We start from the raw sequence: 13,484 nt of genomic DNA on the forward strand, positions 1-13,484 counted from the left end.
TTTTTATGTATCTGATACACTTTTTAACCGTGCAACGTTTATGATAAGTACACAAGGGTAATGAAGCTTACAGACACCGTGTACATACCCAAACGGCAAGGAGAGATCAGACATGATGAAACTAGCTTCGAAATGGACCGTATTGGCTTTAATGATGATGCTGATTACGACGGCAGGGGCAACAGCGCAAGGCTACACGCCTGTAGCAGCTGCTGAAAATCAGGAGACCGTATATATAAACCAAATGGAGATTCGTGAAGGACAAATTTATTTGTCGGCAGACCCGATTGAATGGTATGAAGGCGCGGCAGCTGACAAAGCATTTGTGGAGCATGAAGGAAATACAGGATTGGATGGAGCTCCGGATGGCTACTACATCGTAAACAATTCCGTGCAAAATGACGTGTATCAGGTTGCACCAGATGCTTCAGTAGAGGTGCAGATTTATGATCACACGGGTAACATAGAAGATACAGACGTGCAATGGAACGAATCGATTCCTCTGGCACAGTTTGAGAAAGATTTTGCTAAAAAGGACGTTCTGGACCTCAGTCAATTTCCATACCATATTACGCTTCGTGAGGGTAAAGTTATAAAAATCGTGCAGCAATTCATTCCTTAAAATAGAAGTAATCTCATTTCACAAACACGTGCTTTCACTTGATTATAGATCAGGGGAGCACGTGTTTTTTTATACTTTATAACAAAAAAAGAGGATATCCAGCCCATATAGGGCGCGGATATCCTCTTCTCTTCATAATATATGATTAGAACGATTTTGCTGTGTCTACTGCACGTTGTACAGCAGAAGCAACGATTTCTTGTGCTTGATCTGGAGATTGATTATGTCCTTCCAGAACAACTTTCACGATGTCTTTCACTCCGAAGAAGGATAAGATGTTGTTCATGAAGTTCAAAGACATTTCAGCTGCAGCAGCTGGTCCTTCGGAATAAACGCCGCCTCTTGCATTCAGCAGGGCTACTTTAGTTTCAGTTACGAGACCAACAGGACCTTCAGCAGTGTATTTGAATGTTTTACCAGCTTGGTTCAGATAGTCAATGTACGTATGCAGTACAGCTGGAATCGTCATGTTCCAGAGCGGGAAAGCAAATACGACTTTGTCTGCTGCCAGGAATTGATCCAGGTAGCCATTAGCAATGTTTGCCAGGCGAGCTTCTTCTGCGTTCAGCTCCATGCCTCTAGCGGATTTGAACGTGCCGTTGATCATGTTAGCGTTCAAATAAGGAAGCTCGACGGAGAACAGGTCCAGCTCAGTGATTTCATCAGTTGGGTGGGAAGACTTGTAGCTTTCTACGAAGGCGTTATACAATTTAACTGTTGCAGATTCTTCAGCTGTACGATCATTAGCTTTGACAAATAATACTTTAGACATGATTTATTTCCCCCTAAGTAAGTTGAATAAGTAAGTTAAGTTAGTAAGTTACCAAGTAATATTACAATATAAAGATAATATCTGTCAACACTTTTATATTAAATTTACTTTGAAAAGCTACTTTATTTTTTACACTGAAAATTTTACGTGTTTCTTTTGCAAAATATCAGTTTTGCGGTAAAATTTAAATGTAAAGTTTAATGAAGAGAATGGTTTGAGTAGGCGAAGAAGAAAATGAACATGGTGCCAGCAAGATATAGCACAATAGTTGAACGAAAAAAGGTGAGTAGCTTGAAGATAGGTTTTTTTGATTCAGGATTGGGTGGAATTACAGTATTGTCCGAGGCACTAAGACGTTTGCCAAACGAAAATTTTGTATACATGGCGGATACCCTTCATGTGCCTTACGGGACGAAAACTCCCCAAGAGGTGCTTGGTTATGTCAAGGCTTCAGTACAAACGATTCTAAAAGAAGATGTTAAGGCATTGGTAATTGCCTGCAATACGGCTACAAGTATCGCGGTTGCGGAGCTAAGGAAAGAATATCCTATTCCGATTATTGGTATGGAGCCAGCAGTGAAGCCAGCGGTCGAGATGAACCGATCCAATGGTAAAAGAGTTCTGGTGTTAGCCACACCATTGACCTTGAAACAATCCTGTTATGCAGCGCTGGTATCCAGAGTTGACGATCATGGGAGCGTGGACTCACTACCTCTGCCGGAGTTAGTACAGTATTGCGAACAGTTGAATTTTGACCGGGCAGAAATGTCCGAATATTTTAACCGGGAGCTGTCTTCGTTCAATCTCGACATATACGGTACGGTGGTATTGGGGTGTACTCATTATCCTTTTTATAAGGAGATTCTAAGGGAACTACTGCCTTCTCATATTCAGTTAATTGACGGGAGCCAGGGAACAGTTAGACGGTTGAAACAGGTGTTGTCTGAGCGTAATTTGCTGGAGCCTTCGCCAAAATCCGGTCCATCGCAGGAGGGACACATTACATTTCTATGTTCTAGTCAGGATGAGACCTATGTGCATAAGATGGAGCGGGCGCTTGAAATCTATGCGGAGCATGAAAAGATTTATTTTTAAAAGAAGAGCGGCTGGCGAACGTGTTGGATCTTAATGAAATATCCAAATCGCCAGCCGCATTGTTGATCAGACGCATGGGGGGAGGGCGTAAGATGGATGTTCAACTGATCCTGAATGAGCTTCACGAAACGGGCGTGCTTGAAAGCCATATGCGAAATCTCAAACCGCTGACCGGCGGAACTTCGAGCAAAGTGGTTGTTGTCATGGACGGAACTAAGCCGCGATACGTGATTAAGCAAAATGATCCCGCTGTCGTAGAAGCCGAGGCAGAATTCTTACATACCTATGTACAGGTTGAGAAGCTATCGCGTTTGGTTTATGTAGATCCGTTGCACCGTTATTTGGTGTACACGTTTAGGTCAGGGCTCACACAGTATCATGGACGAAACAAAAGCGATTTGTTACTTCGTCTGGCGACGGAGGTGATCTCGCACTATAAGCCTTTTGGTGAGGAACGTCGTTATGGTTATCCGGACCACCCGTTTGTGGAATGGAGAGATTTTCTGCTGCACAGAACGAAGGAATCTGAAAAGATCATACAAGACGTTTTACCCCCAGAGGATCATCGGTTCGTCCATACCCTTGTGGCCGGATCGCCGCAACGGAATATTAAATATTTGCTTCATGGTGACTGTGGAGTACATAATTTTGTGTTTGCCGAAAATGGTACGTTGACAGGCATTATTGATCCTGACCCAGTCGTGGGAGAGCCTCTGTATGATCTGATATACGCCTTTTGTTCTTCACCCGATAGGCTGACCGTCGATACTATTTTGCCTGCCTTAGAGAAGCTTGGGCCGGAGATGACAGGGGAATACGAGCTGAACAGGGAGGTACTACAAGGATTATACTTTCGTATTGCTACCTGCATTCGGCATCATCCGGGAGATCTAGATCAATATATAGAAGCGTGGACCTATTGGCTAGACAGGATTTGCTGAAAGGAATAGGGAACATGAGCATACAAGGGTGGAATCATATTTGCTTTTCGGTGTCTGATTTGGAGAAGTCTATACATTTCTATCAGAATATACTAGATGGAAAACTGCTCGTTAAAGGACGTAAGTTGGCTTACCTGGACTGCTTGGGAATGTGGCTGGCCCTCAATGTGGAGGAGGATATCCCAAGAAATGAAATTCATCAATCCTATACGCATATTGCATTTTCGGTAGCGGAAGCGGATTTTGAGAGCATGCTTAACAAGCTGAGAACTTTTAATGTCACCATTTTGCCCGGAAGAGAGCGGAATGAACAGGACAAAAGGTCGGTCTATTTTACAGATCCAGACGGACATAAGTTTGAATTCCACACAGGACAATTGCAGGACCGCTTGGACTATTATAGAAACGATAAAAAGCATATGACTTTTTATGATTGAGTAAGTGTTATCGATATTGACGTGTAGGTATTTAGTAATAATTGGGTCGCATTTAGGAGGAATACGGAAGGATGTCACTGTCTCAGGAAAACGGTTCCAAGCAAGCACAAGCCGTTAAAACGATGACGGTTTTTGCCATCACTTGGCCGATCTTTATAGAGATGTTGTTTCACATTTTGATGGGTAGCGTGGATACGTTCATGCTAAGCCATGTTTCTGATGAGGTTGTATCGGCTGTAGGTGTATCAAGACAGTTGATTGAATTTACGATTATACTTTTCAATCTGCTTGGTCTTGGTGTAGGTGTGATCATTGCTCAGCTATTGGGGGCGCAAAAGCATGTGGATGCAAGCCGTGTTACGGCTTCGGCACTAACCTTTAATCTGGTGTTTGGTCTGGCGCTGAGTTTGATGTTTATTGTGAGCCGGGATTTTTTACTATCCTTTTATCATATTACCCCGACGATTAAGGAAAATGCAGAAATCTATATGATGCTGGCAGGGGGTTCGCTGTTTCTGGAAGCGCTCATGCTAACCGCAGGTCCGGTTATTCGCTCGCATGGTTTTACTAAAGATACGATGATCGTGGGCATTGGTATGAATATATTGCATATCGTGGGGAATGCGTTGCTCATTTATGGCTGGTTTGGTCTGCCGCAGATGGGAGTGGCGGGAGCAGCGATTTCAACAGTTATTAGCCGTGCTGTAGCGTGTGTCTGGATTTTTCTACTGCTGTACAAGCGTGTAAGTGCGCCGATTCGCATCCGGTATTATGTACAGCTTCAATGGAGTAAGCTGGTATCCATCCTGAAGATTGGTATTCCTGCCGGGCTGGAATGGTTGTCTTATCAGCTTAGCCAAATGATGGTGACCCGGTTTGTCAGCTTTATGGGTACAACGGCGATCGCAACCCATTTTTATACGAATACAATTGTGTACTTTTTTATGGTATTTGGAATGGCTGTAGGTGAGGGGACAGAAATTATTGTTGCCCGCCTAATTGGAGCAGGAGACAAGGAAAAGGCCTATCATCAACTTTTACGGAGCCTGAAATGGTCTTTGGTCATTACGATTGCTGTGATCGTGGTAGTATCCTTTTTCCGATATGAAGTGATGGCGATCTTTACAGATGAGCCGGCGATCATTCAATTAGGGGCAGCAATTTTGCTCTTCTGTATATTGCTGGAGCCGGGCCGAGTGTTTAATCATGTTGTCATTAACTCCTTGCGAGCGGCGGGAGATGTTCAGTTCCCGTTGATGATGGCCATTATTTCAATGTGGGGGATTAAAATCCCGCTAGCATATGTGCTGGGCATTCATATGGGATATGGTGTGCTGGGAGTGTGGATTGCACATGCCTGCGATGAGTGGGTACGAGGCATTTTCCACTATTTACGCTGGAAGGGGCGGAAATGGCAGCACAAATCGCTGTTATCTAAGGCTGAACTTCAGGCGGAATCAGCCTAAGGCTGAAAGAGATTCTACAACAGACATTCTTCAAGCGAATTGGAGGATGTCTGTTTTTTTTACAAAAATAAGCAAAATGGGGATGTTCAAACTTTTCAAAAATTGCTAGAATATAGTAACCTCGAATGTAGTAGAGGTTTTCAAAGTTTCAAAGACGGATGGTTTCCGATTGAATCCATGAAGGAGGGAATAAGATGGAACGTAAAGTGCATATCATTCCTTACCAAGTGATCAAGCAGGAGCAACAAGTGAATGAAATACCGCGAGGTGTAGAGCTGATTCAGGCTCCTGCGGTATGGAACCAGACTCGAGGCCGAGGCGTGAAGGTGGCGGTGCTGGACACGGGCTGTGATTCGGACCATCCTGATTTGAAGGCGCGCATTATTGGCGGCCGGAATTTCACGGATGATGATCAAGGTGATCCGGAAATTTTCAAGGATTACAACGGTCATGGTACGCATGTGGCAGGAACCATTGCGGCAGCAGAAAATGCGGATGGTGTCGTGGGTGTTGCTCCAGAGGCAGACCTACTCATCATCAAAGTGCTAAACAAGCAGGGCTCCGGTCAATATGACTGGATTATTCAAGGCATCTATTATGCGATTGAGCAAAAGGCAGATATCATATCGATGTCACTTGGCGGTCCTGAGGATGTGCCAGAGCTTCATGAAGCAGTAAAAAAGGCTGTAGCTAGCCAAATCTTAGTCATCTGTGCAGCTGGAAATGAGGGAGACGGTGACGACAGAACGGACGAGCTTGGCTACCCCGGCTGTTATAATGAAGTGATTAGCGTAGGTGCTATCAATTTTGACAGGCACACCTCAGAATTTAGTAATTCTAATAATGAGGTGGATTTGGTTGCACCGGGAGAAGATATTTTGTCCACCGTTCCGGGCGGCAAATATGCGACCTTTAGCGGAACTTCGATGGCTACACCGCACGTAGCAGGTGCATTGGCGTTGATTAAGCAGCTGGCGAATGCGAGCTTTGAGCGTGATCTCACCGAACCGGAATTATACGCACAACTCATCAAACGCACGATTCCACTGGGCAATTCTCCTAAGCTGGAGGGCAACGGTCTACTGTACTTGACGGCAGTGGAGGAGCTTTCTCGTATTTTCGACGCGCAGCGTGTAGCGGGAATACTAACTGTAGGATCATTGAAGGTTAAATAAACCGTAACTTCAATTGGGAAATATAGCGGCTCTCCTAAAGGGAGGGTCGTTTTTTTGGATTTCAAATCTTAGGAAAAACTCCATTTACATTGCATTCAAATGTCGGGTAACATATATCTCAAAGATAGGCATGAGTCAGAAGTGGAGGAGAATATGAACGATATCATGGCGCAAGCTGACGAGCTTAGACGAACAGGGCAAGCAGAGAAAGCACGTAAGCTTCTTTTAAAGGCATTAGAACAGCAGCAAAATGATGCAGAATTGTGGTATCAGACAGCTTGGACGCATGATTCATTGGGCTTAGAGAGGGAAGCGGTTGCCTATTATGAAAAAAGCCTAGGTATGGCGTTATCCGCAGAATCAAGAAAAGGAGCCATCCTGGGACTAAGCAGTACATATCGTGTATTGGGAGATTACGCCAAGGCGAAAGCGTGGTTGGAAACAGGAATGAACGAATTTCCGGATTACAGACCGTTTCGGGTATTTTACGCGATGGTGTTGTATAATCTGGGGGAATACGGGAAAGCCATGCAGAAGCTGCTAATGGAGGTGGCTGAGACGACCTCGGATTTATCTACACAGGAGTACTCACGTGCCATTCAATATTATGCAGATAAACTGGATCAGATCGAGGCATAGGTGAACCGGAGTGAGAGCATAAGCAGTAACGTGTATATACGCTCGTACATAAAAAGATCACAGTCAGAGAGCAGTAATTCTCTTCCCTGACTGTGATCTTTTACTGTTTATTGTTTAGCTATAGGGTCCGTAACTTGATGAGTTAAATAACTGTGATTACTGCGCACCTTCAGTAACGGCAATTTCTTTCTCCAGGTTTTCTCTGGACAGGTTGGCCTTCAAGTAATCCGGCGTATCGGGCAGGACCAGGTGCAGATTGGATTTTTGACAAATGCGGATGGTACACTTTTCGACGATAAAATCAAAGACATGCCCGCCTCCGGTGCGTTCATCGTTAATAAAATGCAGATGAAATCCGGCTACCCCAATACCTTGAGCATAGGCAGGTGTCCAAAAACCTGTAATCACGCCGGAAGCCTCATTAAAAGTGAAGGTAGGCTGTGATTTGGTCGCTTCGATAAAAGGTTTGTATGGTTTAACTTGGTGAGGCACGGTCCGTGTCTTTACTTCATGAAAAGTGCCATCCATACGGAAGGCATAGAACAGATTACGGCTTGGAAACAACGTTAACAGCAGAGCTTCCAGCTCTTCACGATGCATAGGGCGGTCAATAGTATATGTGAAATCTTCCTGGAAAAAGGTGACAGTGGAAAAAGGTGTAGTTTCTTCCGGTTTTACGAGATGGGCCGTACCGTCTGGAAGCAAGTGATAAAATTCACCATCGAACGCGATCATCTCGCCATTCAGTTGATCAAAGGTACCAATTCCGAAATCCCCGTGCTTTTGCAACTCCTCAAAGGCAACAACTCCGTCATAAAGACCATCTAATAGAGCAAGCATAGTGGATGTTTGGTAAATATCATGATCAGCTTCTTGCTTGGTTTCCAATTGCGCAACGGTCATGGCAATACACTTCCTTTTATAATTGTATGCATTTATTTTCTTTCTTTTTCAATAATAAACGTAAAATTTCAGTAAATAACATGAATAACTCAAAAAAATCATTAAAAAAACGTTATACTCCATAATTGTCATAAAGCCGTCACGACTGAGGCATGGTTAAGGTTAGTTTAATTGGTTAGGCAGCAGTTTACGTCCCAACTGGATGTTATCCTGATAATCAATCGGAATATCGACGACCACAGGACCATCGGTATGAAGTGCCTGCTGCAATACACTTTCTAGTTCTTCAGGAGAGTGCACGCGTAATCCAGTGGCGCCGAAGCTTTCAGCATATTTCACTACATCAACATCTCCAAATTTTACACCAGACGTTCTTCCGTATTTAATCTGTTGTTGAAAAGCGACCATGTCATAGGAACCATCTCTCCATACGATATGCACCAACGGTGAGTTAAGACGTACGGCGGTTTCGAGCTCCATGGATGAAAAAAGAAATCCTCCGTCTCCAGAAATAGAAACGACTTTGTGACCGGGATTGACGAGCGTGGCAGCAATCCCCCAAGGCAGCGCTACGCCTAGCGTCTGCATTCCGTTGCTGAATAGAAGGCGCCGCGGTTCATACGAACGGAAATATCGTGCCATCCAAATATAGTGTGAACCGACATCACAGGTGACTGTGACGTTATCATCAATCAGGCTGCGCAGTGTACGAATAAATTGCAATGGATGAATCAGAAAATCATGCTTGTGTGCGGGAACAGCCGCTTGCTCGTTTAGATCATGGCGCAGACGATTCAATTGGTCGCAGGAGGATTTAGGTAGCTTTAAGGTAGGTAATTCTTCTGCAAGGCTACCCACAATCAGGGCTATATTTCCGATTAGCTCGTAGTCCGGTTGATAATCATGATCAATATCGGCTTGATGGTCATCCAGATGAATGAGTGTTCGGTTTGCCGGAATGTTCCAGTTTTTTGGATCGTATTCGATAGGATCATAGCCAATCGTCAGTACCAAATCTGCGGCTCCAAGAAGCATATCACCCGGTTGATTGTGGAACAGACCCACTCTTCCAAAATAGTGGTCTTCTAGTTCACGGGAGATGGCTCCAGCGGCCTGGAAGGTTTCGACAACAGGCAGATCTGTATCTCGGATGAGAGCACGGATAGCTGCGGTGGCTTCAGGCGTGCTGGCTTTCATGCCGAGAAGAAGTACGGGCAGCTTGGCTTTTTTGATTTGCTCTGCGACTTGTTTGATGAGTCCGGCGGGTGCGGTTCCGAGTTGGGGAAGAGAAACCTTCTCAATGACTGTTACTTCAGATGACGAAGTCAACACGTCCTGCGGCAGGCTGACGAATGTGGCTCCAGGCTGGGCTGAGGTCGCAATTCGAAATGCATTAGCAATTGCTTCCGGTACATTATCAGGATGTTCTACTTCTACACTGTATTTGGTGATGGGTTCGAATAGTCCGGCGTTATCCATAGATTGGTGCGTGCGTTTCAAGCGTTCGGATCTTGGGACTGCACCCGCAATGGCGACGACAGGATCACTTTCTGCATTAGCGGTGACAAGTCCTGTCGCCAAGTTAGATGCGCCTGGACCTGAGGTAACAATGCATACGCCCGGTTTACCGGTTAATCGACCGACTGCCGCTGCCATAAAGGCGGCATTTTGTTCATGACGACATACGATCAATTCGGGCCCCCGATCTTGAAGAACATCAAAAACAGAATCGATCTTGGCACCTGGAATGCCAAAAATATGGGTAACCCCTTGCTTGATCAAGCAATCGACAACAAGGTCGGCTCCTTTTGTATCGGATATAGTTTTAGTTTGAACAGCTTGCACTTTTGTACTCAATGCTACCACCTCTTCTTCTTCTCTGTGAAATAACTAATGAAATACTTTTAATGTAAATCAATGGATGTATATTGCAATTATAATACAATAACTGGTATTTTCAAGAAAGAAATTTTCAGAAAAAAAGAGAAAAATATATAAAACGTTTTCAAAGTTTGATCTATCACGGAAAATTAAAATTGTGGAATTTTCTTGTGGTGTCGGTCATCGAGAAGGTATAGAACAGATATGTCCCAAATGGAGGTAGATCATTTTTATCCGCTCACATGATAAAAATCACTTTCCTCTACAAAGGATAGCGGTTACAATGTAATTGTTGTTAACGTAAACATTAAATTTAAGGTGAAGAAAACCAGTATGACATGATGTACAGGTATCATATTATAGTTGTATTGTCCTGTACAAATCATATGGATTTCCCACTGCTATGGGGAATGTAATTGTTAAAAGGCAAGTAGTATCTCGAACATTTTTGTTAACGTTAACAATTTATTAGGAAACACGATTATAGAAGGGATGAGAGAGTAATGACTAAAGCGTTTTTAGACGAAAACTTTTTGTTGAGCAATCCAACGGCTGAAATCTTGTACCATCAGTACGCCAAGGATATGCCGATTATCGACTATCATTGTCATTTAAGTCCACAAGAAATTTATGAAAATAAAGCGTTCAAAAATATTACGGAAGCCTGGTTGTACGGAGATCATTACAAGTGGAGACTTATGCGGGCTAATGGGGTTGAGGAACGCCTGATTACGGGGGATGGTGAAGATTATGACAAGTTTTTGGCTTGGGCCAAAACCGTACCTACACTAATAGGCAACCCGCTGTACCATTGGACGCATTTGGAGCTTCAACGCTTTTTTGGTGTCTATGAGCTGCTGAATGAACAGAACGCACCAGTGATCTGGGAAAAGGTAAACCAAAAGCTGCAGGGAAAGGGATTTGGCGCACGTGATCTGATTGTGAACTCGAAGGTAACTGTGGTGTGCACCACGGATGATCCGACAGACCATCTCGAATACCACAAACAAATCAGCAAGCTGACCGATTTCCCAGTGGCAGTGCTGCCAAGCTTCCGCCCCGATAAAGCTTTGGAAATTAATCGTGAAACTTTCCAGCCTTGGGTGGCTCGGTTGGGTGAAGTCAGCGGACTGGATGTTTCTGGCCTGGAAGGATTTTTGAATGCGCTGGCGAGCCGGGTGCGCCATTTCCATGCTGCTGGAGGCCGGGTATCTGATCATGCGCTGGATACTGTAGTCTATGAAGAAACGACACTGGAGGAAGCGGCAGCCATATTCAGCAAGGCGCTGGAGGAAGGCCATGTGACTCCTTTAGAGGAGGCGAAATATAAATCATACGTTCTGGTTTTCCTTGGCAAACAGTATGCAGAACATGGCTGGGCTATGCAATACCACATTCACGCGCTGCGTAACAACAACACGGCTATGTTCCGTCATTTAGGACCGGATACAGGCTACGATGCCGTAAATGATGGCTCTATCGCTCGTCCATTGGCGGCATTGCTGGACGCACAGGAGCTGGCAGGTGGATTACCGAGAACCATTTTGTATTCGCTTAATTCGGTTGATTATCCAGTACTGGCAAGTCTCGCGGGCTGCTTCCAATCCGGTGGAACTGTAGGGAAAATCCAGTTTGGCACGGCATGGTGGTATAACGACCATATCGAAGGCATGCAGGAGCAGATGAAGTTGCTGGCTAACTATGGGGTGCTGTCCCGCTTTATTGGTATGCTGACGGATTCCCGCAGCTTCCTTTCCTACACACGCCATGAATATTTCCGCCGTATACTCTGTGACTTAATTGGGACGTGGGTTCAGGAGGGTAAGGCGCCTGAGGATCTGGAACTGCTCGGAGCAATGGTACAAAACATTTGCTACAATAACGCTGAGCAATATTTTAATTTCCCAACGGTTGTTCATAGTAAGTGAAGCTACCGCCTAAGGTGAGAACTCACTAACTTTATAAAAAATAGCTCTTGCCAGGAGCTTGTTTCAAACTCCCGGTAAGAGCAATTGAAAACAAAATAGTTATCAACTAGATATGTGAAAATAATTACAAACATAGAGGAGTGTGTAGGTATGGGAGTGCCTATCGTGCAGGAGAGCGTCCAAACTGACAACAAGACAGGCGAGCATATTAGCCTGAAAGAAAAGATTTCGTATGGTATGGGTGACTTTGGAAACGGATTCATGTTTGATTTGGGGCAGTTGTATTTGCTGAAATTTTTTACAGATGTAGCAGGGGTTTCTGCAGGAGCCGCCGCAGGCATTTTCTTGGTCAGCAAGCTGTTTGCCGCCATCTGTGATCCCATTGTCGGGTCCTTTGTTGATTATCGCAAACATATCGGTGCACGTGGAAAATTTAGGCCTTTTCTTATCGTTGGAAGCGTTATCCTTGCAATTCTTACGGTTCTAACCTTTATTTCGCCGAATATTTCCCCCACAGGAAAACTCATTTACGCCTATGCGTCCTATATGATCTGGGGGATCGGCTACTCTATTGTAAACATTCCATACGGCTCGCTGGGTGCCGCCATTACGCAGGATACTCATCAGCGTGCTTCATTGTCATCTTTCCGTCAGGCAGGATCTCTGGGCGCATTATTCGTCACCAGTGTCGTTGTCATGCCGCTTATTTTACTGTTTCCTAACCATCATGTTGGCTATCCGGTTGTGATGGGGATTATGTCACTCATTGGTGTGATCGCTTTCATCATATGTTACCGAGGAACGAAAGAACGTATTATTAGCCAGTCCGGGCCAAAAGAGAAGCTATCTATAGGCGTTATCGTGCATACCTTTACGAATAACAAGCCTTTGCTGGTACTCGTTTTGATGACGATTTTCACCATATCCGCGTACAATATTAAGTCCGCACTGCTGATCTATTTTGCCGAATATAACTTGGGGCATGTAGAATTAATGGCTTATATGAATTTTATTATTATCGGTTCGTCGCTACTGGGTGTGTTGTTCCTGCCCAAGCTGGTACGGCGCTTCGGTAAACGAAAAACAGCTATACTGGGGATGCTGGTTAGTGTCATTGCCGACTCTATTAACTTTTTCATGCCTTCAAATGTATATATTTTCACAATCCTGGCCAGTATTTCGTTCATTGGTATTAGTATTCCTAACGGGGTTACTTGGGCATTCGTGTCCGATATCATTGATTATGGCGAATGGTCATCCGGGGAGCGTAAGGAAGGGATTACTTACTCGTTATTTAACTTTTCACGTAAGTTGGCTCAATCCTTGTCTGGCTTTCTATCGGGTATTGGACTAGCGCTCATCGGGTATGTTCCGAATGTGGTTCAGTCCTCTGGAACGCTGCTTGGGATCAAGGCATTACTTTGTCTCTATCCGGCTGTTGCCCTGGCTTTGGCCATGCTGGTCATCGGTAAAATGTACAAGCTGACGGACAGTAGACATGCAGAAATGGTTCAAGAGTTACAGCGTCGACATGCGGACAACCACGTATAATTTGTGAAAGTCTTCTTTTCCGGGCGGCTCCTGTGGTATGGTGGGTATATAATTTTTTTAGAGCCTCACTAAGG

Annotated in this window: 12 protein-coding genes; 9 read left to right on the plus strand and 3 right to left on the minus strand. The window is 44.5% G+C overall.

Annotation, left to right across the window (positions count from 1 at the left end; genetic code table 11):
- Window positions 1-112 precede the first annotated feature (112 nt).
- Complete coding sequence (locus ACM1ND_RS10985; RefSeq protein ID WP_071558829.1) at window positions 113-622, plus strand: hypothetical protein; 510 nt, start codon at window positions 113-115, stop codon at window positions 620-622.
- Between the two features lie 145 nt (window positions 623-767).
- On the opposite strand, the gene ACM1ND_RS10990 is transcribed toward ACM1ND_RS10985, so the two are convergent.
- Window positions 768-1,394, minus strand: a complete 627-nt coding sequence (locus ACM1ND_RS10990) for an FMN-dependent NADH-azoreductase (RefSeq protein ID WP_025723667.1) — start codon at window positions 1,392-1,394, stop codon at window positions 768-770.
- Between the two features lie 240 nt (window positions 1,395-1,634).
- Here ACM1ND_RS10990 and murI point away from each other — a divergent pair, with 240 nt between their 5' ends.
- The 6 genes from murI to ACM1ND_RS11020 all read left to right on the plus strand — a co-directional run bounded on the left by murI (window position 1,635) and on the right by ACM1ND_RS11020 (window position 7,147).
- The gene (murI, locus tag ACM1ND_RS10995) at window positions 1,635-2,489 is read left to right on the plus strand and encodes a glutamate racemase (protein ID WP_053325296.1); all 855 of its coding nucleotides are present in this window, start codon (window positions 1,635-1,637) and stop codon (window positions 2,487-2,489) included.
- Between the two features lie 92 nt (window positions 2,490-2,581).
- Window positions 2,582-3,430: a phosphotransferase gene (locus tag ACM1ND_RS11000; RefSeq protein ID WP_071558828.1), complete on the plus strand. Its 849-nt coding sequence runs from the start codon at window positions 2,582-2,584 to the stop codon at window positions 3,428-3,430.
- Window positions 3,431-3,444: 14 nt separating this feature from the next.
- Window positions 3,445-3,867, plus strand: a complete 423-nt coding sequence (fosB, locus tag ACM1ND_RS11005; RefSeq protein ID WP_023988314.1) for a metallothiol transferase FosB — start codon at window positions 3,445-3,447, stop codon at window positions 3,865-3,867.
- A gap of 71 nt (window positions 3,868-3,938) precedes the next feature.
- Complete coding sequence (locus ACM1ND_RS11010) at window positions 3,939-5,333, plus strand: MATE family efflux transporter (protein ID WP_071558827.1); 1,395 nt, start codon at window positions 3,939-3,941, stop codon at window positions 5,331-5,333.
- Window positions 5,334-5,527: 194 nt separating this feature from the next.
- Window positions 5,528-6,508, plus strand: a complete 981-nt coding sequence (locus ACM1ND_RS11015) for a S8 family peptidase (protein WP_028542402.1) — start codon at window positions 5,528-5,530, stop codon at window positions 6,506-6,508.
- Between the two features lie 153 nt (window positions 6,509-6,661).
- Window positions 6,662-7,147 (plus strand): tetratricopeptide repeat protein, encoded by a 486-nt coding sequence (locus tag ACM1ND_RS11020; protein ID WP_028542401.1) that lies wholly within the window; start codon window positions 6,662-6,664, stop codon window positions 7,145-7,147.
- A 156-nt stretch (window positions 7,148-7,303) separates the two neighbouring features.
- Here the strand turns inward: ACM1ND_RS11020 and budA are convergent, their stop codons facing one another.
- Together budA and alsS are read right to left on the minus strand one after the other, a co-directional pair.
- Window positions 7,304-8,050, minus strand: coding sequence for an acetolactate decarboxylase (gene budA / locus ACM1ND_RS11025; protein ID WP_071558826.1), 747 nt, complete (start codon window positions 8,048-8,050; stop codon window positions 7,304-7,306).
- A 162-nt stretch (window positions 8,051-8,212) separates the two neighbouring features.
- Window positions 8,213-9,916, minus strand: a complete 1,704-nt coding sequence (gene alsS, locus ACM1ND_RS11030) for an acetolactate synthase AlsS (protein ID WP_172828313.1) — start codon at window positions 9,914-9,916, stop codon at window positions 8,213-8,215.
- Window positions 9,917-10,434: 518 nt separating this feature from the next.
- Here alsS and uxaC point away from each other — a divergent pair.
- Window positions 10,435-11,859: a glucuronate isomerase gene (gene uxaC / locus ACM1ND_RS11035; RefSeq protein WP_028542398.1), complete on the plus strand. Its 1,425-nt coding sequence runs from the start codon at window positions 10,435-10,437 to the stop codon at window positions 11,857-11,859.
- Between the two features lie 150 nt (window positions 11,860-12,009).
- A complete protein-coding gene (locus ACM1ND_RS11040) occupies window positions 12,010-13,410 on the plus strand; it encodes an MFS transporter (RefSeq protein WP_071558824.1) in 1,401 nt (466 codons plus the stop codon).
- Window positions 13,411-13,484: the final 74 nt, after the last annotated feature.

It is taken from the genome of Paenibacillus sp. JJ1722 (assembly GCF_048282685.1).
In the GTDB taxonomy this organism is placed as follows: domain Bacteria; phylum Bacillota; class Bacilli; order Paenibacillales; family Paenibacillaceae; genus Paenibacillus; species Paenibacillus polymyxa_B.